The sequence below is a fragment of the Pelagimonas sp. genome, assembly GCF_058892305.1.
This window is the reverse complement of sequence record NZ_JBZXVN010000003.1, coordinates 1-23,034: the sequence shown is the minus strand read 5'-3', so window position 1 is coordinate 23,034 and position 23,034 is coordinate 1. Positions and strand designations below refer to the sequence as shown.

General features: G+C 56.7%; 23 protein-coding genes. 11 read left to right on the top strand and 12 right to left on the bottom strand.

The features are described 5' to 3' along the window. Positions 1 to 2: 2 nt before the first annotated feature. Together AC5EFR_RS01225 and AC5EFR_RS01220 are read left to right on the top strand one after the other, a co-directional pair. A complete protein-coding gene (locus AC5EFR_RS01225; protein ID WP_493574154.1) occupies positions 3 to 566 on the top strand; it encodes a DUF2199 domain-containing protein in 564 nt (187 codons plus the stop codon). A 1-nt stretch (position 567) separates the two neighbouring features. Further along, a complete protein-coding gene (locus tag AC5EFR_RS01220) occupies positions 568 to 996 on the top strand; it encodes a DUF1284 domain-containing protein (RefSeq protein WP_493574153.1) in 429 nt (142 codons plus the stop codon). A gap of 741 nt (positions 997 to 1,737) precedes the next feature. Here AC5EFR_RS01220 and AC5EFR_RS01215 read toward each other — a convergent pair. Beyond that, entirely contained in the window at positions 1,738 to 2,328 is a 591-nt protein-coding gene (locus tag AC5EFR_RS01215) for a biotin transporter BioY (protein WP_493574152.1), read from the bottom strand. A 208-nt stretch (positions 2,329 to 2,536) separates the two neighbouring features. On the opposite strand from AC5EFR_RS01215, the gene AC5EFR_RS01210 reads away from it, so the two are divergent. From AC5EFR_RS01210 to AC5EFR_RS01185, 6 genes are all read left to right on the top strand, one after another. Next, positions 2,537 to 3,199, top strand: a complete 663-nt coding sequence (locus AC5EFR_RS01210; RefSeq protein ID WP_493574151.1) for an SDR family NAD(P)-dependent oxidoreductase — start codon at positions 2,537 to 2,539, stop codon at positions 3,197 to 3,199. Positions 3,200 to 3,230: 31 nt separating this feature from the next. Then, the gene (locus tag AC5EFR_RS01205; protein WP_493574150.1) at positions 3,231 to 3,368 is read left to right on the top strand and encodes a hypothetical protein; all 138 of its coding nucleotides are present in this window, start codon (positions 3,231 to 3,233) and stop codon (positions 3,366 to 3,368) included. A gap of 3 nt (positions 3,369 to 3,371) precedes the next feature. Beyond that, on the top strand, positions 3,372 to 3,884 hold the full coding sequence (locus tag AC5EFR_RS01200; RefSeq protein WP_493574163.1) for a class I SAM-dependent methyltransferase: 513 nt from the start codon (positions 3,372 to 3,374) through the stop codon (positions 3,882 to 3,884). 120 nt (positions 3,885 to 4,004) lie between these two features. After that, on the top strand, positions 4,005 to 4,790 hold the full coding sequence (gene surE, locus AC5EFR_RS01195; RefSeq protein WP_493574149.1) for a 5'/3'-nucleotidase SurE: 786 nt from the start codon (positions 4,005 to 4,007) through the stop codon (positions 4,788 to 4,790). After that, complete coding sequence (locus tag AC5EFR_RS01190; protein ID WP_299921303.1) at positions 4,787 to 5,428, top strand: protein-L-isoaspartate(D-aspartate) O-methyltransferase; 642 nt, start codon at positions 4,787 to 4,789, stop codon at positions 5,426 to 5,428. Before surE ends, AC5EFR_RS01190 begins: the two co-directional genes overlap by 4 nt. Positions 5,429 to 5,491: 63 nt before the next feature. Continuing rightward, positions 5,492 to 6,709: a peptidoglycan DD-metalloendopeptidase family protein gene (locus AC5EFR_RS01185; RefSeq protein ID WP_493574148.1), complete on the top strand. Its 1,218-nt coding sequence runs from the start codon at positions 5,492 to 5,494 to the stop codon at positions 6,707 to 6,709. 57 nt (positions 6,710 to 6,766) lie between these two features. Here AC5EFR_RS01185 and AC5EFR_RS01180 read toward each other — a convergent pair whose 3' ends face one another. Then, positions 6,767 to 7,189, bottom strand: a complete 423-nt coding sequence (locus tag AC5EFR_RS01180; RefSeq protein ID WP_299921299.1) for a GlcG/HbpS family heme-binding protein — start codon at positions 7,187 to 7,189, stop codon at positions 6,767 to 6,769. 70 nt (positions 7,190 to 7,259) lie between these two features. Continuing rightward, positions 7,260 to 9,407, bottom strand: coding sequence for a malate synthase G (locus AC5EFR_RS01175; protein ID WP_493574147.1), 2,148 nt, complete (start codon positions 9,405 to 9,407; stop codon positions 7,260 to 7,262). Between the two features lie 261 nt (positions 9,408 to 9,668). Between AC5EFR_RS01175 and AC5EFR_RS01170 the strand changes: the two genes are divergently transcribed. After that, positions 9,669 to 10,211, top strand: coding sequence for a hypothetical protein (locus AC5EFR_RS01170; RefSeq protein ID WP_493574146.1), 543 nt, complete (start codon positions 9,669 to 9,671; stop codon positions 10,209 to 10,211). 26 nt (positions 10,212 to 10,237) lie between these two features. On the opposite strand, the gene AC5EFR_RS01165 is transcribed toward AC5EFR_RS01170, so the two are convergent. Both AC5EFR_RS01165 and AC5EFR_RS01160 read right to left on the bottom strand, forming a co-directional pair. Continuing rightward, a complete protein-coding gene (locus AC5EFR_RS01165) occupies positions 10,238 to 12,049 on the bottom strand; it encodes an ABCB family ABC transporter ATP-binding protein/permease (protein WP_493574145.1) in 1,812 nt (603 codons plus the stop codon). Positions 12,050 to 12,234: 185 nt separating this feature from the next. Next, positions 12,235 to 13,914 (bottom strand): LysM peptidoglycan-binding domain-containing protein, encoded by a 1,680-nt coding sequence (locus AC5EFR_RS01160; RefSeq protein WP_493574144.1) that lies wholly within the window; start codon positions 13,912 to 13,914, stop codon positions 12,235 to 12,237. 137 nt (positions 13,915 to 14,051) lie between these two features. Here AC5EFR_RS01160 and AC5EFR_RS01155 point away from each other — a divergent pair, with 137 nt between their 5' ends. Then, positions 14,052 to 14,603 (top strand): LOG family protein, encoded by a 552-nt coding sequence (locus tag AC5EFR_RS01155; RefSeq protein ID WP_493574143.1) that lies wholly within the window; start codon positions 14,052 to 14,054, stop codon positions 14,601 to 14,603. 116 nt (positions 14,604 to 14,719) lie between these two features. Then, positions 14,720 to 15,268, top strand: a complete 549-nt coding sequence (locus AC5EFR_RS01150; protein ID WP_493574142.1) for a hypothetical protein — start codon at positions 14,720 to 14,722, stop codon at positions 15,266 to 15,268. Between the two features lie 9 nt (positions 15,269 to 15,277). Here the strand turns inward: AC5EFR_RS01150 and rarD are convergent, their stop codons facing one another. From rarD to AC5EFR_RS01115, 7 genes are all read right to left on the bottom strand, one after another. Next, positions 15,278 to 16,150, bottom strand: coding sequence for an EamA family transporter RarD (rarD, locus tag AC5EFR_RS01145; RefSeq protein WP_493574141.1), 873 nt, complete (start codon positions 16,148 to 16,150; stop codon positions 15,278 to 15,280). Beyond that, positions 16,143 to 17,030, bottom strand: coding sequence for a metallophosphoesterase (locus tag AC5EFR_RS01140; protein WP_493574140.1), 888 nt, complete (start codon positions 17,028 to 17,030; stop codon positions 16,143 to 16,145). Before AC5EFR_RS01140 ends, rarD begins: the two co-directional genes overlap by 8 nt. Before the next feature lie 19 nt (positions 17,031 to 17,049). Then, complete coding sequence (locus AC5EFR_RS01135; RefSeq protein WP_431372702.1) at positions 17,050 to 17,649, bottom strand: superoxide dismutase; 600 nt, start codon at positions 17,647 to 17,649, stop codon at positions 17,050 to 17,052. A gap of 84 nt (positions 17,650 to 17,733) precedes the next feature. Further along, entirely contained in the window at positions 17,734 to 18,153 is a 420-nt protein-coding gene (locus AC5EFR_RS01130) for a hypothetical protein (protein ID WP_493574139.1), read from the bottom strand. A gap of 418 nt (positions 18,154 to 18,571) precedes the next feature. Then, on the bottom strand, positions 18,572 to 19,141 hold the full coding sequence (locus AC5EFR_RS01125; protein WP_493574138.1) for a sarcosine oxidase subunit gamma: 570 nt from the start codon (positions 19,139 to 19,141) through the stop codon (positions 18,572 to 18,574). Next, positions 19,134 to 22,154, bottom strand: coding sequence for a sarcosine oxidase subunit alpha family protein (locus AC5EFR_RS01120; RefSeq protein ID WP_493574137.1), 3,021 nt, complete (start codon positions 22,152 to 22,154; stop codon positions 19,134 to 19,136). Before AC5EFR_RS01120 ends, AC5EFR_RS01125 begins: the two co-directional genes overlap by 8 nt. A 75-nt stretch (positions 22,155 to 22,229) precedes the next feature. After that, positions 22,230 to 22,559: a sarcosine oxidase subunit delta gene (locus tag AC5EFR_RS01115; RefSeq protein ID WP_299921283.1), complete on the bottom strand. Its 330-nt coding sequence runs from the start codon at positions 22,557 to 22,559 to the stop codon at positions 22,230 to 22,232. Between the last annotated feature and the right edge of the window lie 475 nt (positions 22,560 to 23,034).

The window sequence follows — 23,034 nt, the reverse complement described above, 5'->3', positions numbered from 1 at the left end:
AGATGTCCCTTCTTGCTCTAGATAGCCGCTGGCGGCGTTTCAACGATGACACCCGTCAATGCCCCTGCTGCGGTCAATCCTTCAGCGGTATTTACGACCTTGGCTATGACCACCCGGATGACTGGCCGCATGGTCCGCGCAAGGATCAGGATGTGGTGCAAGTGGGGGACGATGCCCTTAACAGCGACATGTGCCGTTTTGACGGTCGCTACTTTTTGCGCTGCGTCTTGCCGCTACCGGTTCGCGGCGCTGATGATCACATGAGTTTTGGCCCTTGGGCCGAAGTCTCAGAAGAAACGGTGCAGGCCTATAGCGCCACCTATGGGGCCGATCCCAAACCCTTTTCGGGTGGCGAGGGCCTCTTGGCCAATGCCCTGCCCGGCTTTGAGGAAGGCGCACAGACCGCTGTTACCTTGGCCGAAATATCCCCGGCTGAGCGCCCCGCCCTCTCTGCAATCGACGGGGATTTGGCCGAGGCACAAGCAAATGGCATCTCGTTTGACGAACTGCTCGATATCTATGCCGCCGCTGGCAATGACCTGCGTCCGCATTTGACCCAAGATTGATATGTCAGACGATCCGATCCGCTTTCGCCCCCACCATTTCCTGTGTTCCCTCGGGTTTCAGGGCAAAGGGTATTCGGACGCCTTCACAGCCAATATGCGCGTCATCGTCATGGGCCGCCTGCGCGCGCCCGGTGGGCGCGACACCAAGATCAAACTGACCGGTTTTGCCGACGACATCTGTGGTCCCTGCCCCAAACGTCAGGGTCGGCTTTGCACAAATCAACAATCCATCGCCCAGCTTGATCGCGCCCATGCCGCGGCCCTAAACCTCAAACCGCACGAGGTTCTTACTTGGGATGAGGCGCTCACCCGGATCAAAGACAACGTCCCGCCCGGCTCGCTTTCAACGATTTGCGCGGGTTGCCAATGGCTCGAATACGGCCTTTGCGAAGACGCTCTGCAACGCCTGCACGACCAAGACGAAGGCTAGATCGTGGTGACATTCCGTACGTCACAGATAGGATCTTTGCGCGTCAAACCGGTTACTGGCTGTGAGGCCGCTCTGTTTGAGATGACGGGCATTGAGTGATTGCGGTTGGGCGGGCATTGCACGGGCTCTGTGACAAGTGGGCTTCGCTCTGCATCCGATTGAACAGGTAGCACCGAACCTGTGCTTGTGTGTCTTTTCAAATGCTTGGCGAGGATCCGGCTTTGAGGGGCTCCTTGTGGATAGCACAAATATGCGCATCAAAACGGTGGCGACGCGCGCCATAGGGGCTGACTCTCACGCGTCCGGTCGCCCCAGTTTGACGCGGTGTTACACGGTCTCAAAGACAAAGGCAGGGCGCGTATGATGCCTGTGGACGCGGGGGACGCGTCCACCTCGTCTTGATGACATTTTGACGCCATACACAACCGAAATCGAAACGATATTGGGGGCTTGCGACGCAAAACCAAATACCAAAGCGGTTTTGCGACGGGGTGCGTTAGACACCAAGAACCGATCTCGGCTTCACTAACCCTGAGTGCGCAATGAAAGGGTCCGCCAGCATGTCAACGCGGTCAAGCCCCCTCATAGAGGTTCACACGCCAAATGCGCCTTCTTTCCATAAATACCTCGGGACAAGAGGGGCAGCGCCCCTTTCCCGCCCGCCGCAGGCGCACACCGGCAAACAAAAAACGCCGCCCCAAAGCCATGGGACGGCGCTGCTATTCAAGGTCTGCTTAGCGATTAGCGCTTGGCCAAGGCACTCCAGCCGCTGGCCATGATCACTGCTACCAAAACCGCTTTGACCGCGTCGCCGATCAGGAAGGGCTGCATGAAGTAGGCCCAGTAGTAGGAGACGAAATCTTTGCCGATCCAAGTACCTTCGATGCCGGCAACTTTGGCAACGGCCATTGGCCAGGCGATGCCGGGAACATAGAGCAGAGCCGAGACAACCAGCGCCACAAGCGCAGTCGACAGAACACCTTTGGCAATGCCACGATCCGCCGCCAGACCGGCGAGGAAAGCAACACCAACAAAGCCAACAAGGAAGCCAGCGGTCGGGCCAAAGAAGGCCGCGCCGTTACCGGCATTTGCGAACACTGGCAGGCCCATGGCCCCTTCGGCCAGATAGGTGATCAAGGCCGCGGTGCCCAAACGAGCGCCAAGCGTAAACCCGACCAGCAAGATCGCCAGCGTCTGCAGCGTCATTGGAACCGGGAACATTGGTACGCTGATTTGTGCGGCAATGGCGATAAAGAGCGAAGCGCCCAGAACAAGGCCCGCCTGCTTGATTGCAGACTGTTGACCCAATACGGCGTGAGAAAGGCTAGACATGCGCGTCCCCTTCTTTGATGTGTAAAGACCCTACTTTCATGCGGGCGCATAGGGCGGGTGTCAAGGTTGGCGCAGCCAGTCCAAGCCATGTTAGCGCCCTTTTCGGCTGCAAACCTTGCAAATTATCTATAATTTCCTCTTTGCAAGTGTTCCTGTGCGACGCTTGCGGTATCTTGACCTTTTTGCCAAAGCGCGACACACCCGCATCATGACAGAGCAAAAGACACAGATCGCCCTCATAACCGGTGCCTCACGCGGGCTTGGTTTCGCCTTGGCCGAAGCTTTGGCCCCGGAGTATCACATTGTTGCGGTCGGCCGGACGGTCGGCGGGCTCGAAGATCTGGATGATCGGATCAAGGCCAAAGGCGGCGAAGCAACGCTTGCGCCGATGGACATTACCAATCGCGATGCCATGGCCCATCTGTGCCGCTCTATCTATGACCGTTGGGGCGGCGTCGCCCTTTGGGCGCATACCGCTATCCATGCCGCGCCCCTGACCCCAGCAAGTCACATGGATCAAAAGGATTGGTCCAAGTCGCTGTCGATCAATGTGGACGCCATGGCGCATATGATCCCCTTTGTGGCCCCGCTGTTGGGCGAAGGCGGTCAGGCGATGTTCTTTGACGACCCGCACGGGGGTGAACCGTTCTATGGCCATTATGGCACGACCAAGACCGCACAAATGACATTGGTGCGCACTTGGGCGGCTGAAACTGCCAAAACCGGCCCCAAGGTGCATGTCATGACTCCAAACCCGATGGCCACCGCCTTGCGCGCCCGTTTCCATCCCGGAGAAGACCGCAGCCCGTTGGTGTCGCCCCATGACGAAGCGGATAGTTTGCTAACGCAAATGCGATCCCAGCAGTCTTAACCCGATCCGAAAAGGCGCACTTGCTTGGCGCATGAATTCATTTTTGCCAAGCCGCCTTTTCTCTCTCGCCCGACTGCGGTCGAACCGCGACATGCAATCGCTATTTGCCGATGCCGCCAGCGGGCGGCAGTCCGGCATTCGCAAGCTGACCTTTGACACAGCCCAATAAGAGCTGGTCCGCCATCCCCGCGTTCCGGTTGCGCACAATCGTGTCCTTGATGCGGGTTGTGGAACCGGGGCATTGGTTCAGGCCTATCTAGGCCAGACCCACTATGATGGGGTGATTGATCTTCTAGACCTGTCGCACCACAGGCTTGCCCAAGCGCAGGCAAGCATTCCCCAAGCCAACATTCTTCACGGTGCCGTTGCCCCCCTCGACCACCGCTATGAGGTTATTCTTTGTGCCCATGTGATCGACCACTGTGCCGATCCAGATGCCGCCTTGCGGCGGCTCAAGTCCCATTTGGCCTCCGGTGGCACGCATGTTGTGTCGGTACCACGGCCCCATTGGTGGACAACCTTGGTGCGTTGGCGTTGGGGGCAGGCCTCTTGTCAGCCCGACAAAGTGGTCGAGATGCTGCAACACGGCGGATTTGGGATCGTCGACATTGTGCCATTCAAAAGCGGCCCGCCCTCGCGCCTCAGCAGCCGGTATTTCGCCAATTCGTCACATCCCGGAACCTAGCAGGCCAATTCCAGTCTCGCGCTTTGCACGAATACCTCACGCCGCGGCTGTGACGCTGACCAGACTTGCCCCACCGCTCATCATTGCCTATGGAGAAACAAACACCAAACAGGCAATCCCATGCGCATTCTCATCACCAATGACGACGGTATCAACGCGCCGGGTCTCAAGATCCTTGACGCAATCGCCCGCGACATCGCCGGCCCGGACGGAGAAGTCTGGACCGTGGCCCCTGCTTTTGAACAATCTGGCGTTGGGCATTGTATCTCGTACACCCACCCGACGATGATCGCGCAAATGGGCGATCGGCGTTTTGCCGCCGAAGGTAGCCCGGCGGATTGTGTCCTTGCCGGTGTGCATGACGTGCTCAAAGACTGCCCGCCCGATCTTGTCCTATCCGGGGTTAATCGCGGCAATAACTCGGCTGAAAACACCCTGTATTCCGGAACAATTGGTGCCGCCCTCGAAGCGGCGCTCCAAGGGCTCCCGGCGATTGCCTTGTCGCAGTACTACGGCGTTGGGAATAACGCGCTCGACAACCCTTTTGAGGCCGCAGCCGTTCATGGGGCCGAAGTTGTGCGCAAAATCCTTGCCGCCGACCCATCGGATCAAAGCGGTTACCGCTTGTTTTACAACGTGAATTTCCCGCCGATCCCCGCCGCCGATGTCAAAGGCACCGTTGTCGCCCCGCAAGGCAAGCGCGCCGACACGCGGTTTTCCGTTGAACCCCATAATGCCCCCTCGGGGCGGCGTTTTCTCTGGGTCCGGGGCGGTGATCAACGCGCCCCCGCCGAGGAAGGCACAGACGCGGATCGCAACTTGGCGGGCTATATCTCGGTCACGCCCATGCGCGCCGATCTGACCGCCCATGACGCTATATCCTCGCTGAAAGACGCCTTCGCATGAGTTTCGACGCCGACGCAAAAATGCAATTCCTCTTTGCTCTGCGCTCAAAAGGCGTGACTGATAACAAGGTGTTATCGGTTATGGAACGCGTCGATCGCGGCGATTTCATTCAGGGCTATTTCACCGATCGCGCCTATGAAGACATGCCGCTTCCCATTGCCTGCGGTCAGACCATTTCGCAGCCCTCTGTTGTTGCTCTGATGACGCAGGCTTTGCAAATTGGCCCGCGCGACAAGGTTCTCGAGGTTGGAACCGGTTCCGGCTATCAGGCGGCGGTTCTCGCCCTAATGGCGCGCCGGGTTTATACGGTGGATCGTCATCGCCGTCTTGTCCGCGCCGCCACCAAGGTGTTTGAGAAGATGGAGCTGAACAACATCACGGCGTTTACAGCCGATGGAAGCTTTGGTTTGCCCGATCAGGCCCCCTTTGATCGCATTATCGTGACGGCCGCCGCCGAAGACCCGCCAGGCCCGCTCTTGGCGCAGCTTAAGATTGGCGGTATCATGGTTGTACCGGTGGGCCAGTCGGACACCGTCCAACACCTGATCCGTGTCACCCGACACGAAGATGGCTTTGACTATGACGAACTGCGTCCGGTGCGGTTTGTCCCCTTGGTCGAAGGTTTGGGCAAAGACTGATCTGCCGGGTAGCGGCGGTGTAATGACGTCCCGGCAACAAGGGGCGCGTATGAGGATTTCGAGATGACAGCCAAAACCCGAATTGTGTCGACCCCGGTCTTGGGCATCGTGCTTGGCATGACGCTTAGCGCCTGTTCAGGCCCTATTGATCTGGACCTGCGCGGCAAAATCGGCGGCTCGGTCGATACGTCTGCGGCGGCGCAAAAGGCGACGGAAAACCGCCCCAAGCCCGATGATCGCGGCATTATTTCCTATCCGAATTATCAGGTCGCTGTGGCCAAACGTGGCGACACGCTATCGAGCCTGTCAAATCGTATCGGATTGCCCGCCTCTGAGCTTGCCAAATACAATGGCATGAAAATCGACGATCCGCTCCGCAAAGGGGAACTTGTCGCCCTGCCCCGCCGGGTTACGGAACCTTCGGCGGCAACCGGCGCAGAGATTGCCGGGCCGATCAAACCGGCAGCCAACGTTGATGTCGCGACATTGGCGGGCGGTGCCATTGACCGCGCCAGCCCAACCACACCTGCCCCCGCCGGACCAAGCGGCGTTGAGCCGATCCGTCACAAGGTCGAACGGGGCGAAACCGCCTTTACGATTGCCCGCCTTTACGATGTGTCACCACGCTCCTTGGCCGAATGGAACGGGCTCGACAAAAGCTTTGCGGTGCGCGAAGGCCAATTCCTGTTGATCCCGGTGGTGCAAAAAACCACCGCCGTGGCCGCCCCGAAACCCCGTGAAATTCCGGAACCCGGCACCGGCAGCCCAACACCAACGCCGCCATCGGCCTCTAAACCTTTGCCGGATGAAACACCGCCCGCCGCCTCTGCCGCCAAAGCCGCAACAGCGGGCGCAGCCACCACAACAGCCGCGGCCCCCAAGCCAAAGCCCGTTAAACCTGTGGCCGATGTCGGTCAAGCAGCCGCGCCAAAATCACAGATGGTCATGCCGGTGTCCGGTAGTATCATTCGCGACTATGCCAAAGGCCGCAACGAAGGGATCGATATTTCGGCCAGCCCCGGTAGCCCGGTCAAAGCAGCCGCATCGGGCAAGGTTGCGTCGATTAGCACAACCGCCGAAGGGGTGAAATTCCTTTTGATCCGCCACCCCGGTGATTTGATCACGGTCTACAAAAACCTAGACGGCATCAGTGTCAAAAAGGGCGACGCCGTGAGCCGCGGCCAATCTATTGGCAAGGTCCGGGCCGGTGAACCGCCCTTCTTGCATTTTGAAGTCCGCAAAGGCTTTGAGAGCACCGATCCAATGGCGTATTTGCCTTAATTTCGGAGCTTTAGACAAAGAAAAACGCCCTCTGAAAATCAGGGGGCGTTTTTTGTTTTAGATTTCAGCTGTCAAACCAACCGCTTCGATACCGGCCTTTCCGGCAATGGCATCGTTGTCCGACGTGTCGCCGGTTACCCCGACGCCCCCGATCACCGCGCCATTGGCGTCACGGACCAAGATGCCGCCCGGCACTGGGATAAGACGCCCCCCATAGGCCCCGTTGGCTGCGGCAATGAAATAGGCCTGTGCCTCGGCCCGCGCCATTTGCGCCGTACCCGCCATGCCGAGCATGACCGAGCCATAGGCCTTGCCCATAGCGATTTCAAAGCGCCCCGGTGCCGCCCCATCAGAGCGTTCAAAGGCCAGAACATGGCCGCCTGCATCCAGAACCACCACCGACAGCGGTTTCATCCCGGCGGCTTCTCCGGTTTCCATCGCGGTGCGAATAATCCCGCGGGCTTGGTCGAGTGAAATCATCACAGTCTTCCCTGTTTTCTATGGTCGAACAGCCCCAGCCGTCCTCGGCTGAGGCAGCTAAACAAAGGTGTTACCCTTGCGCTTTGAGTTCCAAACGACGGCGGTGCAGGACCGGTTCGGTATAACCTGAGGGCTGAACGCGCCCCTCGAACACCAAATCACAAGCGGCTTGGAACGCCACCCCGTCAAAGCCCGGTGCCATGGCGACATAGGTTGGATCGCCCGCATTCTGGCGGTCCACCACCTCGGCCATCTGCTTCATGATCGCCATCACAGCATCCGAGGAAATCACCCCATGATGCAGCCAATTGGCAATATGCTGAGACGAAATCCGGCAAGTGGCGCGATCTTCCATCAGGCCGACATCATTGATGTCGGGCACTTTGGAACAGCCAACCCCAGCATCAACCCAGCGCACCACATAGCCCAAAATCCCTTGGGCGTTGTTTTCGACTTCGCGGCGGATTTGGTCCTCGCTCCAATTGCGATAGGTCGCCAATGGAATTTCCAGAACCGTATCGACATGGGCGCGGCGTCCGCCCTTGCGCAAGCCATCCTGCACGGCGAAGACGTCAACCTTGTGATAGTGCAGCGCGTGCAAGGTGGCGGCGGTGGGCGACGGCACCCAGGCGCAATTGGCGCCGGCCTTGGGGTGTTCGATCTTGGTTTCCAACATCGCCGCCATCTTGTCGGGCATCGCCCACATGCCTTTGCCGATTTGTGCCTTGCCGGACAGGCCACATTCCAACCCGATATCGACATTGCGGTTTTCATAACCGCCAATCCACGCCTTGCGTTTGATGAAATCCTTGCGGCTAAACGGCCCGGCCTCCATCGAGGTGTGGATTTCATCGCCGGTGCGATCAAGAAAGCCGGTGTTGATAAAAGCCACCCGCGCCTTGGCGGCACGGATACATTCCTTGAGGTTCACTGTGGTGCGACGCTCTTCGTCCATGATCCCTAGTTTGACCGTGTTCGACGGCAGGCCCAGCACGGTTTCAACGCGGGTAAAGGTTTCATCCGCAAAGGAAACTTCCTCGGGGCCATGCATTTTGGGTTTCACAACATAGACCGACCCATGATGCGAATTGCGCAGCCCATCGGCCTTGGACAAATCATGTTTGGCGATCAAAACCGTGATCATTGCGTCCATCAGACCTTCGAAAATCTCGGAGCCATCACGCAGCAAAATCGCCGGGTTGGTCATGAGGTGGCCAACATTGCGCACCAGCAAAAGCGCCCGGCCCTTTAGGGTCACGTCCCCACCATCCGGCGCGGTATAAGTCGGGTCCGGGTTCAGCGCCCGCACCACCTGTTTGCCGCCCTTTTCAAAGCTTTCGGTCAGGTCACCGCGCATCAGGCCAAGCCAGTTGCCATAGGCCTGCACCTTGTCCGCCGCATCAACACAGGCGACGCTGTCTTCGCAATCCATGATCGCCGACACGGCGCTTTCGAGCCGGACATCCGCCAGACCGGCCTGATCATGGGCACCAATCACATGGGTGCGGTCAAAGACCAGCTCAACATGCAAGCCATTGTTGCACAGCAGCACAGCATCGGGGGCCTTGGGATGGCCACGGTAACCGACAAATTTTGACGCATCGGCCAGAGGACGTTCATCAACCAGCAAAGCACCGCCTTGAACATGGTAGCGGCGGGCATCCGCATGGCTAAGCCCCGCAACCGGGAATGCCTCATCTAGGAAAACCCGCGCGCGGGCAATAACGCGTGCGCCGTGGCCTTTGTCATAGCCGCCCTTGGGGGGCAGGCTTCCCATGGCATCGGTGCCATAGAACCCATCGTAGAGGCTTCCCCAACGGGCATTGGCGGCGTTAAGCGCATAGCGGGCATTGGTGATCGGCACCACCAATTGCGGACCCGGCACAGAGGCGATTTCGGGATCGGTATTGGCGGTTTCGATCTCAAAATCCGCCCCCTCGGGCAACAGATAGCCGATTTCCGTCAAGAACGCCTTGTAGGCGGCGTGATCATGAGGCGCATCGCGATTGGCAATGTGCCAGTCATCAATCTGACCTTGGATCGCCTCACGCTTGGCCAAAAGCGCGGCATTGCGCGGCCCGAACTCATGCGCGAGGTCAGACAACCCCTGCCAGAAGCCCTCTGCCGAGACATCCGTCCCCGGCAAGGCCTGTGTTTCGACAAAATCGGCAAGCTCTGCGGCCACTTGCAGGCCAAATCGTTCCACACGGTCAGACACGGGCGACTCCCTTTGATGCGATGGTTCTTGCCTTAGATAGAGAAAAAGTTTCCGATAGGCAACAAACGTGGTCAGAAAACATTACCAAAACAAAAAGACCCCACAAGCCCGCTTTTGTTTTAAGCACTTTCGCATTTTCCCGAAGAACACATGAACAAATTGCGGCTACCGTAAAAGGTCGTTCAGGTCGTGTTCAAGGTCTTCATTGGGCCACTACGGGCCAGATGTTTGGTCGGATTGTGCCAATCAGCACCCGCCCCTATGGACAGCATTGTTGAAGTCATCATGGGACATGGAATGAAAAACGTCTTCGGGTTTGGTCTTGCGATGTTGTTGCTGGCAGGACAATCCCTATTGGCCGACACAAGGCCAAGCTTCTTTGCCGCAATTGGCCGCCCGCTTGTCTATGCAGGTTTCCAAACCCCATCGTCCTTTCATGCGGAACTGAGCGTGCTCAACAGACAACGCAAGGTGTTCGCGAACCCAAAAGAGGATGATAAGTTTTGGGACGCCGATGTTTGGGGGATATTCCTAACGTCCCCCATGCAAGTTGACCTTTTGCCGGACCTATTGAAATCGGCCTATGAGCAAGTTGTACGCACCGAAAAAGCGGCCCCTTTCGCCATTGCTCGCATCCATCTCGACACCGGCGAAGAAACGGCAATCGCCTTTGTCTTTCCCGATCGCGACGGCCCCGAAACGGATGAAGCCGTTTGCAGAGCAGCCCGCAGTATATACCGGTCTGTTTTAGGAGAGCTGACCTCGGACACAGCCAAAGAAGACATGCGTAATTGTTCTACATAACCACGTCCGGTGCCAAAGTTAGACAATCACGCCGCGTCTTCTTCGGAGATTTGCATGGTCCACAGATGCGCGTAACGCCCTGACTTGGCAAGCAATTCGTCATGAGTGCCCTCTTCGACCACTTCTCCGGCATGCAAAACGACAATGCGGTCCGCATCCGACACGGTCGACAGACGGTGCGCGATGGTGATCACGGTCCGCCCTTCCCCGGCGCGTTTGAGCGCACCCTGAATTGAGGCTTCGGTTTCGGTATCAAGCGCCGAGGTCGCCTCATCCAACAACAAGATCGGCGGGTTCTTGAGCAGGGTTCGCGCAATACCAACCCGCTGCTTTTCACCACCAGACAATTTCAGCCCGCGCTCACCGACCTGAGTGTCATAGCCATCGGGCAAAGCGGCGATAAAGTCATGGATTTGCGCAGCTTTGGCGGCCTCGATGATCTGATCTTCGGTTGCGCCATCGCGGCCATAGCCGATGTTATAGCGGATCGTATCGTTAAAGAGCACCGTGTCCTGTGGCACCACCCCAATGGCGGCATGCAGGCTGTCTTGGGTCACGTCGCGCACATCTTGGCCGTCGATTTTCACCGAGCCACCGCCCACGTCATAAAAGCGGAACAGCAAACGCCCAATGGTCGATTTCCCCGAGCCCGACGCCCCAACAAGGGCCACGCTTTCCCCGGCCCCGACATGCACGTTGACCCCTTTTAGGATCGGACGCGCCTCATCATAACCAAACTGAACGTCCGCGAGATCGACCACACCGCCCTGCACATCAAGGTCAGGCGCGCCGGGCTTGTCCGACACCTCGCGCGGTTGTTCAAGCAAATGGAACATCTCGCCCATATCAACCAAGGCCTGACGAATTTCGCGGTAGACCGTACCGAGAAAATTCAACGGCATGGTGATTTGGATCATATAGGCGTTGACCATAACGAAATCACCAACAGTCAAGGTGCCGTTTTGCACCCCCATCGCCGCCATCACCATCACGGCGACAAGGCCACTGGTGATAATCACCGATTGGCCAAAATTCAACATCGCCAACGAGGTCGAGGTTTTGATCGCCGCCTCTTCATAGCCCTTCATGGCCTCGTCGTAGCGGCCGGCTTCTCGGGATTCAGCACCGAAATATTTAACGGTTTCAAAGTTCAGCAGGCTGTCTATGGCCTTTTGATTGGCATCGGTGTCTTGGGCATTCATCTTGCGCCGCAATTTGACCCGCCATTCCGTCACCTTGAAGGTAAAGGCGACATAGGCGGCAATCACAACCGTCACGACGGCCAGATACCAGACGTCAAACATATAGAACAAAATCACTCCGGCCAAGAACAACTCAAGAGCCAAAGGTCCAATGGAAAACAGCAAAAAGCGCAGCAGGAACTCGACGCCTTTGACGCCCCGCTCGATGATCCGGCTTAGGCCACCAGTTTTGCGACCAATATGGTAGCGCATCGACATGTTATGAATATGGGTAAAGGTTTCCAATGCCAGTGCGCGCAAAGCGCGTTGCCCAACCTTGGCAAAGACAGCGTCGCGCAGTTGCTGAATCCCGACTGTCATCAAACGTGCCATGCCATAGGCAACCGTTAGCCCAATCGCCCCAATTGCGACCTCTGGCACATCCCCAGAGAGCCGATCAACCGCAGCCTTGTAAAACAGCGGCGTGGTGACGGCGATCAGCTTGGAGAGCAACAAAAGCGCCATGGCAATCACCACACGGCGTTTGACCCAAGTGAGACCATCCGGCCAAAGGTATGGCCAAACCCGGCGTATCACCTTCAAGCCTGATTGGCGCTCCTCGTGAGCTATGTCATCTGTGTCGGTGGCTGGCGGCATGGTGAGCTCCTGCTTGCGTCCGAACATAGGTAAGCCATGCGGACCCAAGTGACCAGATCGTGAAACGTCGCCTCCTCTGTGCGTAAATGCACATCTCCACAATGACGGCGGGTATCACGGCGCGTCAAACGTCAAAAAGCGCGCGGAAGCGCATAATCTAACAGCGGTTTGGCCCGAGGGTCAGATCAATCAGGGAGATCAAACACCTGACCGGGGTAGATCAAATCGGGGTCGCCGATCCGATCGCGGTTGGCATCAAAGACCCGCACATAGTCTTTGCCTTCGCCATAGCGATTGGTCGAGATCTCCCAAAGGGTGTGACCGGGCTGGACCGTGATCGACCGCACTGGGCCGGACCCGGTGCCAAGCGCGTTTGCCAAAAGCGCGGCGCTTTCGCGCAAAAACGGGCTTTCGACCCGCGCCGTTACCGCGCCGCTGGCGTCGATCTGATCAACGCGCAACGTATAGGTGCCGGTGTCGACCTCGGGCAATTCGACGCGCCAACGGCCATCGGCCTCAATGCGCGACGTGGTGATCGGCGTATTGTCGAGATAGACCCGAACCGAAGCGGCCTCTTCACCCCGCCCAGCAAGCAATACTTCCCCGTCTTCGTCGTAACTAATTGAATCCAATGCCACCTCACCCGGCGAAACTGGCGCGGTTTGCAGAACTTCGACGCCACGCGCAGAGGAGATCAAAACGGTTGGCGGCAATAGTTTGGTTGGCTCTTCAGCCTCTTCGGGTTCGGTGCGGGCCTCTGCAGCGGGGCTATCTTGCTCAACCGGGGCGGTGCTTTCCAGGGCCGCCACCTGTTCGGGTTCGGCCGGAGCCTCGGGAACAACGCTGGCGATGTCTGGGGCAACGGCGGTGTCTACAACCGGTTTGGGGGCATCAACATCTACCTGTGCCACATCCGTTTCTTCCACCGGCTCGGAGGCATCCGCAACCGTGGCGACGCTTTCCTCTTTCGGTGCAGGCGCTGGGATGGCGGGTGTGACAATCACCTGTTCTTCGGACACCGACGCCCCCGCCGGGGTATCGTTGCGCAGAGTCAAGACCGAGGCCGCGCCCTTTGCAGGCAGGTCGACAAACGTCACAAAACGCCCATCAGACCCAACTTTGACGGTCTCGCTGGTTTTGCCATCAACCAAAACCTCGAGCTGAGTACCCGGCTCAGCCACGCCAGCGACCAAGGTGCTGCCGTCGGTTTCGGCGCGGACAATGTCAAAACGCGGTGCAGGAACAACAACTTGCGCGGCTTCCGTTTGAATATCTTCGCTCTGAACATCATCGGTTTTTGCGACGACTTCGGGCGTTGTTTCGACCACCGGGGCCTCAACACCTGGTGTGGGGGTCTCTGCTTCACTTTGATCGGTGGGCTCTACCACTGCAACGGTCGGGGCGTCGGGCTTAGAGGCAACCTCAACATCCGACGCATCCGCCGCTGTCTCTGGTTCCCGCTCTACAACCGCTACGTCTTCAGGCTTTGTTTCAGGCTCTGGAGCAGCCGGACTTTCGACGACAGCAGGCTCTGCCTCGACTTCTGGCTCAGCTTCTGGCCCAGACACCGGTTCCGACACGCTATCAGGGGCGGGCGCTGCGTCTTGCTCTACCTCTGGCTGGGCGTCAGGAACCGCAACCACGGGATCAGCGATCAGACTTGTCTCGGCCCCCGCCTCTGGTGCGGGCGCGCTTTTGGGGGCAAGAACGGCAACCTCGGGCGCCTTGTCGGCATTTGCCTGTTCTTGTTGCGCGGGGTCCGGTTTTGAACCGGGCAAGTCTATTGCACCGGTTACAACCGCAACCGCCACCACACCGGCGCTCGCCGCGCCCGTGATCGCAAGATAAAGTGCGAGTTTGCTCATAGCAGCCTTTCTTCCATCACCCAGTTTGCCCAAAGCCCCCCAAGGCCAGAAACAGAAAAAACTGAGCGGTTGAGCGTGTATAGCTTACGAGGTATCAGCGGTCAAAACACCTTTTCCACAAGCTACGCGGGGATTTCATGTCGCTCACCTCAATCTGTGTCTATTGCGGCTCGCGAGCGGGCCATGACGAGACCTTTACCGATCAAGCCAATGCCTTGGGCCAAGAGATTGCCCGCGCCAAATGGCGCCTTGTTTATGGGGCGGGTGATGTTGGTCTGATGGGCACCGTCGCGCGCGCGGCGCAGGCGGCCGGGGGCAATACCTTTGGCGTCATCCCCAAACACCTTGTTGATATGGAAGTCGGCAAAACCGATCTCACCACCTATGTGGTCACAGAAACCATGCATGAGCGCAAAAAAGTCATGCTGATGAACGCCGATGCGGTGGTGGTTATGCCCGGCGGGGCCGGGTCTTTGGATGAATTTTTCGAAGTGCTGACCTGGCGCCAACTTGGCCTTCATAACAAGCCGATCATCCTCATGGATGTGAACGGCTATTGGGGGCCTTTGCGCGATTTGCTTGCCCATATCGTTGATAGCGGCTTTGCCGATGCGTCGCTCTTGGACTTTGTTCAATCCGCCCCAACCGCAGATGATGTGATGGCGCTTCTGCGACGTGCGCTGTCCTAGGCGACTGCACTTAAGCCCCCCTTGATTTCTGGCCTGATTGTTTGAGTAAATACAAAGGGGCGGCTCCTCGGCGGGAGCTGAGCAGTTTCTTGGTTTTACCGAGTTCTAAGATCACAATGGCAAACCACGACCCCAGTCAAAAACTATTGATCCTTGACCTGCTTGAGACAAACTTCGCGGATATCCCCTATCCTGAGTTCGCGGGTCTTTATGATCAAAGTCGGCCAATCCAATATCCAGAACTCATTGTTACATCTAATGGACGGCACCATTGCGTCAGGATTGCTGCCGAAGAGTTCCGAACCGAGCGCCCTTTTGCGGACTATAACCTATTCCACCTCGAAGAAGCTTTTGGCTGTTTTTCGGCCCAAGCGCTGGCCTATTTCTTACCCAAAATACTCCACTTTTTGATTTCGGAAGGTGACAAAGAGCACAGCCATAATTTCGAAGATCACTTTTGGCCCCTTTTGCAAGATCAACGTTCTAATAAAACCGCCCGCCTTTTTTGCGACACAACCAAGCTGTATTCGATCAAGCAACGCCAAACCCTTGGTCTGACCCTCTTGTTTCTTTGCTTTCGCAACGATGCAGACGGAGATGATTACACAAGCGTTTGGTTCTACAAAGAAACCTTGAAATTTCTGTTCGACCCAGAGGCGGATTAAGCCCCCTTACTATGTCTTGTCTTTTTTGAAGGAGGCAATCGAGTAGATTGCCAGCGCCGTCCAGATCAACACGAAGGCGATCAGGTGGTGTTGGCTCAACGCTTCTCCAAACACCACAACGGCGCAAAAGAATTGCAGGGTTGGGTTGAGGTATTGCATCAGGCCAAGGGTGCTCATGTTCACCCGTTGCGCGGCGTAAGAGAACAGGATCAGCGGAAAGGCCGTCATCACCCCGGAAAAGGCCAAAAGCGCCGTTGTTGTGGCGTCTTGGCCAAATTGCCCCTGCCCCTGCGCATGTATCCATGCCAGCCAGCCAATGGCAAACGGCGCGATCAACACCACCTCGGCGGTGACCGAAACCACCGGGCCGGTGCTCAAGTTCTTTTTGATCAACCCGTATAGGGCAAAGGTGACGGCAAGGATGAGCGATATCCACGGCGGCGCGCCAAGGCCATAGGCCAGTTGCACCACTGCGATTGTTGCCAATGCCACCGCAAGCCATTGCCAGAGCGTTAGTTTTTCACGCAAAAACACCACACCAATCGCCACAGCGACAAGCGGGAACATGTAGTAACCCATCGAGGTTTCCGTCACCCGGCCAATTTGCACCGACACGATGAACAGCCCCCAGTTGATGGAAATCATCAGCGCGGCGATGACCAAAATGACCACAGCTCTGCGTGACCCCATCGCGGTTTTTAGGGCCCCCAAACGGCCTTGTATCGCCAAGACACCGGCAAACACCGCCAGAGACCAAAACGAGCGATGCGCTAGCAATTCGCCCGCAGGTACGTGGGTCAAAGCTTTGTAATAGATCGGCGACAGGCCCCATATCGAACAGGCCCCAAGCATCGCCAAAAATCCGCGCTGAGCGTCAGACATGCGCCATCTCGACCACCGTTATTTCAGGCACGACGCCAAAACGCACCGGCATGATCGAACAGCCGATCCCGCCTGAGACCACAAGGTCCCGCCCCGCTTCGCGCACATGGCCATAGGCGTATCGGTTGCCAAACCGCGATGGGACAATCGGGGACCAGCCAAACAACCGCACCTGTCCCCCATGGGTATGCCCCGACAAGGTGAGCGCGACGCGATCTGGAACTTTGGTGAAAATGTCAGGTTCATGCGCCATCAAAATCACCGGGTCATCATCGGTAATCTGCGCCAAGGTGCCTTCAAGATCATCCAGCCCCCTAAGGCCACCCGGTCGACGGATCAGGGCCAATTGATCCTCAAGCCCGGCAATCCAGACGCCAAGATCACCAAGTTTAATCACAGTGTTGGACAACACAGGAATGCCATTGGCCTCAAGCGCTTGGGCATAGAGATTCGGCCCACCGCCGCGCTTTTGCGCGTTCAAATCATCCCACCAATCGTGGTTTCCCAGAACCGCAAAAACCCCGTGTTTGGCATTGAGATCCGCCAGTATCGGCGCGATCTCGGCGATCTCAACAGGTTTGGTGATAAAACGGTGCCCGGCGGCATAATCGCCCAACAATAGGATCACATCCGGGGTCAGCGCGTTCATACGCGCCACGATCTGGCGTATTCGGCGCGGACCAACGAAAGGTTCCCCAACATGGAGATCCGATAAGATAGCTATTTTTAGGGGTTTGGCTGTCCAATCCTTGCGGGCAATCCGCCAAGTCTGCACCCGCAAACGCAGAGCCGGTTCGATAAAAAACGCATAGGCCCCAGAAAAAAGGCCTGCTAGGACGGTGCCCAGCAGACCTTTGATAAATGTGCGGCGGGTGATCATAATAAACCCGCCATGTGGATCACAGACGCGATGCCACGTTTTCCCAGTTTACCAGGTTGTCCAAGAAGTTGGCCAGGTAAGCAGGACGCTTGTTGCGGAAGTCGATGTAGTAGGAATGCTCCCATACGTCACAGCCAAGCAAAGCAGTCTGACCAAAGCAGAGTGGGTTCACGCCGTTTTCGGTTTTGGTGACTTTGAGGCCGCCATCGGTGTCTTTGACCAACCAGCACCAGCCGGAGCCGAACTGACCGGCACCCGCGGCCGAGAACTGATCCTTGAACGCGTCAACCGTGCCAAAGCTCTCTTTCAGAGCAGCTTCGAGTTCGGATGGCATGTCATTGCTTCCCGCGCCCATCATTTCCCAGAACTGCATGTGGTTCCAGTGCTGCGACGCATTGTTGAAGATACCATTTTGGGCAACCGCAGACGCGTCATAAGTGCCGGTGATGATGTCTTCGAGCGACTTGCCTTCCCATTCGGTGCCAGCAATCAGCTTGTTGCCATTCACAACATAGGCGTTGTGGTGGATGTCATGGTGGTACTCCATTGTCTCTTGGCTCATGCCTTTGGAGGCCAGCGCGTCGTGAGCATATGGAAGATCAGGAAGTTCAAAAGCCATCGGTGGTGTCCCTTGTCCGCAGAAAGTGGTTGATTACCTCATACCTGTCGCGTTGACCGCCCAAGGTCAAGGCCAAGCATACGATCATTTCATCGGTTTGACGTCGCATGTTCCGCTTGAAGTGTAGCGGTTGGAGTACCCCAAAGGAGAACCCGAGATATTCAGACGCCCCGTGGCCTTCATATAGGTCGCACGGTAAGCGATTTTCGCGGTCTGCGAACGCACTTTGGTTTGCAAATTCCACGTAAATGTAATGCGCTTTGAATTGTCGGTGCTCACACGACCTTCGATAGGCTGCCTGTCATTGAAGTGCAGAATAATCGGGTCAGACACAATAACTTTCTTTTCGGTGTGATTGTGACCAATAAATAAAACCTTTGGCAACCAATTGCCCTGGCTGCGCGTGTTGCCAATTTTACACTCGTAGACTTTTCCGCCCGCAAAGGCAGGCTGCGCAAACAAGCCAATAGAGGCGACCAAAGCCATTTTAACTACATTATTCATTATATTCTCCAATACCTTGCTCCGGTATCTAGTAACTGCGCGCTGCTTCCACAAGCAAAGATTGTGCAAAATACAATCGTGTGGGATACAAATCCTGCGATCGAAGCAATATAGGGCCAGACCATATTAAATTGATTAGGCTCAGGGCCCGCTGACTTGGGATGCACGGTGTCACTGATTTCTGTCCAGACGAGATATGTGCCAGCAGAAAGAGCGATCCAATTCGATAGCATAGACTGCAGGCTGGAGTGAAATCAGTCAGACCCGAAGGGCAAGCAACCACACAAGTCTCTCAGAAGCTCGGAAGTTTTGCCAAAGCAACAAGCATTGCCTGCAAAATCCAAACTCCTGATAACGCACATATTCTTGTTGAACATACTAGGGTCTGGCCCCAATCATCGCTCAACCGATATCTGGCTTATCGCAAGAAGTTCACGTCGCTTCCCGGAACCGCAGCTGATTTCAAAAGATTGAAAACATATTCTGCGACGGAGCGGAAACAAACGATTTGTGCGCCCTCGTCCGAGGTCATCCAAAACGCCGCCGCCACCTGAGCAAGCCGCGTTCTCCGAACTTCTCCGGGGCCGAAACTATCCTTGGCCATGTCGACAGGGGCCAGTTTGGCCAAAACTTCGCGGGTAGAGGCGCCGTCTAGCGTAAAACAGGCCCGCGCATCCGAGACGTTGGCGACGAGGTAATGTTGCCCTGCCAATGCGTTTTCCAGCTTCGCGGCCAAAATCGGTGCTTCAGCATAGGTACAAAGAAGCAAAAGCTCATCCGACGACATCCAAAGCAGACCGCGCCGCCCGTCCATAACCGCACCACGTTGGCCGGGCAGTGACACCTCGGCCACTCCCGTTACAGCGGCCACAAAGGCAGGGTCGCCAAAATCGCCGCGAAGAGTGATCATCCCCTGCGCGTGCAATTCTTCCACCTTAACCAAACCGTCGAAACTTGCCCCATTCAGGGCCGTCGTTAGATCAGACATTCTGTTTCTCCCCTTCGGGATCATAAAAGATCGGGCTGACAATCTTGGCTTTGATCATGGTTTCCCCATCGGCCTCGGCAAAGTCGATCACCTCGCCCATGCGATCAGGACCATTGAGCACAAGCCCCATGGCAATGCCCTTGTTCAAAGTTGGCGAATGGTAGGTCGAGGTGACGCGCCCTTGGGTGTTGCGTTGGCCATTGGCATTCGTGCCGTCGGCCACCGCATAGGCCCCATCCGGCAACACCGATCCATCCACCGTTTCCAACCCGACAAGCTTCCAGCGTTTTGGATCGGTCATATGGCTGCGCTGTTGGGCGCGTTTGCCAAGGAAGTCTTCTTTCTTCTTCGAGATCGCCCAGTTGAGCCCGAGATCCTGTGGGATGATCGTCCCATCGGTTTCATCACCGATCATGATAAAGCCCTTTTCGGCCCGCATGATATGGAGACATTCGGTGCCATAGGGCGTCACGTCAAACTCGGCCCCGGCCTCAAGAAGCTTGTCCCAAAACGCGCGGCCCAGATTGGCGGGCACGGCGATTTCATAAGACAATTCGCCCGAGAAAGAGATGCGATAAGCCCGCACCGGGAAACCGGCCAACTCACCATCGCGCCATTCCATAAAGGGCAAGGCCTCTTTGGATACATCCATGCCGCCCAGTTTTTCCAAGACTTTGCGCGCATTTGGACCAACAACCGCGACCTGCGCCAGCTGTTCGGTAATATTGGCGGTGTAAACTTTCCAATTCCACCATTCGGTTTGTAGCCATTCTTCCATATGGGCATGGATACGGTCCGCGCCACCCGTCGTGGTGTGGCAAAGCCAGGTGTCGTCGTCGATACGCGCAACCACGCCGTCATCCGACAGGAAACCGTTTTCGCTACACATCAACCCGTAGCGGCATTTGCCAACTTTCAGGTTGGACATCATGTTGGTGTACATCATGTCCATGAACTTACCTGCCTCCGGGCCTTTGACGATGACTTTGCCAAGGGTCGACGCATCCAAAAGGCCGAGGCTATTGCGGGTGGCAAGCACTTCGCGATGAACTGCCTGTTTGACCGTTTCGCCATCTTTGACAAAGGCATAGGGGCGGCGCCAATGGCCGACAGGTTCCCAATGGGCACCGTTGGTGTCGTGCCAATCGTGCATCGGTGTCTTGCGGATTGGTTGGAAAATCTCACCACGAGCTTCGCCAGCAATCGCACCCATGGAAATGGGTGTGTAAGGGGGGCGGAACGTGGTAGTCCCAACCTGCGGAATATCCTCACCTAGCGCATTAGAAAGAGTTGCAAGACCATTGATATTACTCAATTTACCTTGGTCCGTCGCCATACCCAAAGTGGTGTAGCGCTTGGTATGCTCAACGCTTTCATAGCCCTCATGAGCGGCAAGTTGAACATCAGACACTTTGACATCGTTCTGAAAATCCAACCAAGCCTTCAATCGAAGCCCATAATGCGCCCCTTGCGGCATCAACCAGACAGGTTGCATCGGCGCTTCAGGTTGCACATTTGCAACCGAAATTGCAGATGTCGACCCAGTTGCCCCCGCTGCTTTCGCAGAATTTTTCCCCAAGATTCCTGAGTCTTGCAGGATGTTTCTCAAATGCATTTCACCATTGGCACTACCGGCGACTTGCACAAAGGCGTTTCCATCGTCCCCTTTGGGCGCGCGTGCCGGATCTGGTCGGAAAAAGGCTTGGGTCTCATCCCAAGTAAGCTTGCCACCGCAATGGGACCACAGATGAACAACCGGCGACCAACCGCCAGACATCGCAACAGCGTCACATCCGACATTCCAGAGCATCGCGCCCTCACCGGCCTGCTTGCAGATGTCGACCGAAGTGACACGTTTCTTGCCATGCACCTTGGCAATCCCACAGCCAGTTTCGACGCGGATGCCAAGGGCCAAGGCCTCATCCATCAAGGTGCCGCCACCCGCATCGCGGGCGTCAACAATCATCGGAACATCCAAACCGGCTTTTTTCAACGTGATCGCCGTGCGATAGGCATCATCGTTGTTGGTGACCACCACAGTGCGATCGCCAAGAGAAACGCCATAGTTGACCGCATAATCGCGCACGGCAGAGGCCAACATCACCCCCGGAACATCATTGCCCGCAAAGCTTAGCGGGCGCTCAATGGCACCGGTTGCGGTGATGGTTTGTTTAGCCCGAATACGCCAAAGACGGTGACGCGGCCCTTGCGCCTTGGGTGCGTGATCGGTCAGACGCTCATATCCAAGAACATAGCCGTGATCGTAAACTCCTGCGCCCATCATCCGAGTGCGGAGCGTGACATTGGACATATTTTCAAGGGCTTGCAGCGTTGTCTTGACCCAATCTTCGGCCGACACCCCGTCGATTTCGCCGCCATCCACCATGGTCCGCCCACCCCAATCCGGGGTTTGCTCGATCAACAGAACCTTGGCCCCGGCCTCACCCGCGGTTTTGGCGGCCTGAAGACCAGCGACACCACCGCCGATGATCAGAACATCAACGAAGGCATAAAAATGTTCATAGGTATCAGGGTCACGCGTTTCGGGATCAGGGGCCTTTCCGAGCCCCGCCGATTGGCGAATGAAGGGTTCATAGACGTGCTTCCAAAACGCCCGCGGATACATGAACATCTTGTAGTAAAACCCCGCCGTTAAAAGACGAGAGGCGTAGGAATTCACCGCACCGATGTCAAAATCGAGGCTTGGCCAGACGTTTTGCGGCGTCGCGGTCAGCCCATCGAACAATTCCGTCGTCGTGGCACGTTGATTGGGTTCGTGATGCGTGTCGGTGCCCAAGTTAACAAGGGCATTTGGTTCTTCTGCGCCACTGGCAACGATGCCGCGTGGACGGTGGTATTTAAAGCTTCGACCAACCATCATCTGGTTATTGGCCAGCAATGCCGAGGCCAAAGTATCGCCCTGATGGCCGGTGAAACGCTTGCCATCAAAGGAGAAATTCACGGTTTTGCTACGGTCAATCAGGCGACCGGCTTTAGCGAGACGGGTGCTCATATCAGTGGCCCTTTTCGCGAATGGAGGTCTGGGGTGCCTCCGGCGGAAGTTTAGGTGGCGAGATGAAGAATGGGGTCACGACAGGTCCCTCCAGCTCCAACCCGGAAGACGGGCGGTGATCTTATCTTTGATCTCTTGGGGCGGTCCAAAGGTTTGGGCGCTATAAGTGCCGAAAACCTCAAGCGTGGTGGTTGAGCGCGCGGCGTGGAACCATTTCCCGCAGCCATTCACATGGCGCCAGCGTTCAAAATGCACCCCCATCGGGTTTTCGCGCTGAAACAGGTAGGTTTCGAAGTCATCGTCGCTTGAGCCGGGGCCAAAGCGTTTGATATGCGCTTCTCCGCCTGCGTGAAGTTCGGTTTCTTCGGCTTTGACGCCGCAATAGGGGCATTCAAGGATTAGCATAAGCTACTCGCTTCCAACTAGCATGGAGCCAAAACCCCATTGAATTGTTCCGAGAAAGACAACAACCGCCTGACAATTCAGTGCGTATCTGACAGTGGACGATTTGAATGGAGCTGGTGGTTCCCCGTCGTCGTCCATGATAAACGAACCCTGAGATCTAGTTAAGAGTTCACCAGCTGCGACTCCGAAAACTAAAACCCCCAAACCTGCTGTAAGCGCTCCGAACCGTTCAAAAAATGGCTGACTAGAGGCACTCTCCACCAAATAGCCCCCGACAAAACCAACAACCAAAATTAGGAAGGAAATCGGCAAGGGATGGTCAAGTATGAAAACTGCTTTGCGATCTGGAGCGTAGGACATCAGTGCGCCACCCCCGCCGCCACGCTTTCGTCGATAAAGCGGCCTTCGGCGAAACGGTTAAGGCCGAATTCATCCGTCAACGGCGATTGGCCGCGCGCCATCAGTTCGGCAAAAC

Excerpts from the sequence above, each read along its gene's own strand:
- AC5EFR_RS01170 (WP_493574146.1), top strand. The coding sequence starts at position 9,669 with ATGGACAGCATTGTTGAAGTCATCATGGGACATGGAATGAAAAACGTC.
- AC5EFR_RS01190 (WP_299921303.1), top strand. The coding sequence starts at position 4,787 with ATGAGTTTCGACGCCGACGCAAAAATGCAATTCCTCTTTGCTCTGCGC.
- AC5EFR_RS01180 (WP_299921299.1), bottom strand. The coding sequence starts at position 7,189 with ATGATTTCACTCGACCAAGCCCGCGGGATTATTCGCACCGCGATGGAA.
- AC5EFR_RS01130 (WP_493574139.1), bottom strand. The coding sequence starts at position 18,153 with ATGAATAATGTAGTTAAAATGGCTTTGGTCGCCTCTATTGGCTTGTTT.
- AC5EFR_RS01115 (WP_299921283.1), bottom strand. The coding sequence starts at position 22,559 with ATGCTAATCCTTGAATGCCCCTATTGCGGCGTCAAAGCCGAAGAAACC.
- AC5EFR_RS01165 (WP_493574145.1), bottom strand. The coding sequence starts at position 12,049 with ATGCCGCCAGCCACCGACACAGATGACATAGCTCACGAGGAGCGCCAA.
- AC5EFR_RS01125 (WP_493574138.1), bottom strand. The coding sequence starts at position 19,141 with ATGTCTGATCTAACGACGGCCCTGAATGGGGCAAGTTTCGACGGTTTG.
- AC5EFR_RS01150 (WP_493574142.1), top strand. The coding sequence starts at position 14,720 with ATGGCAAACCACGACCCCAGTCAAAAACTATTGATCCTTGACCTGCTT.
- AC5EFR_RS01220 (WP_493574153.1), top strand. The coding sequence starts at position 568 with ATGTCAGACGATCCGATCCGCTTTCGCCCCCACCATTTCCTGTGTTCC.
- AC5EFR_RS01160 (WP_493574144.1), bottom strand. The coding sequence starts at position 13,914 with ATGAGCAAACTCGCACTTTATCTTGCGATCACGGGCGCGGCGAGCGCC.
- AC5EFR_RS01225 (WP_493574154.1), top strand. The coding sequence starts at position 3 with ATGTCCCTTCTTGCTCTAGATAGCCGCTGGCGGCGTTTCAACGATGAC.
- AC5EFR_RS01215 (WP_493574152.1), bottom strand. The coding sequence starts at position 2,328 with ATGTCTAGCCTTTCTCACGCCGTATTGGGTCAACAGTCTGCAATCAAG.
- AC5EFR_RS01205 (WP_493574150.1), top strand. The coding sequence starts at position 3,231 with ATGAATTCATTTTTGCCAAGCCGCCTTTTCTCTCTCGCCCGACTGCGG.
- rarD (WP_493574141.1), bottom strand. The coding sequence starts at position 16,150 with ATGTCTGACGCTCAGCGCGGATTTTTGGCGATGCTTGGGGCCTGTTCG.
- AC5EFR_RS01140 (WP_493574140.1), bottom strand. The coding sequence starts at position 17,030 with ATGATCACCCGCCGCACATTTATCAAAGGTCTGCTGGGCACCGTCCTA.
- AC5EFR_RS01210 (WP_493574151.1), top strand. The coding sequence starts at position 2,537 with ATGACAGAGCAAAAGACACAGATCGCCCTCATAACCGGTGCCTCACGC.
- AC5EFR_RS01120 (WP_493574137.1), bottom strand. The coding sequence starts at position 22,154 with ATGAGCACCCGTCTCGCTAAAGCCGGTCGCCTGATTGACCGTAGCAAA.
- AC5EFR_RS01155 (WP_493574143.1), top strand. The coding sequence starts at position 14,052 with ATGTCGCTCACCTCAATCTGTGTCTATTGCGGCTCGCGAGCGGGCCAT.
- AC5EFR_RS01135 (WP_431372702.1), bottom strand. The coding sequence starts at position 17,649 with ATGGCTTTTGAACTTCCTGATCTTCCATATGCTCACGACGCGCTGGCC.
- surE (WP_493574149.1), top strand. The coding sequence starts at position 4,005 with ATGCGCATTCTCATCACCAATGACGACGGTATCAACGCGCCGGGTCTC.
- AC5EFR_RS01185 (WP_493574148.1), top strand. The coding sequence starts at position 5,492 with ATGACAGCCAAAACCCGAATTGTGTCGACCCCGGTCTTGGGCATCGTG.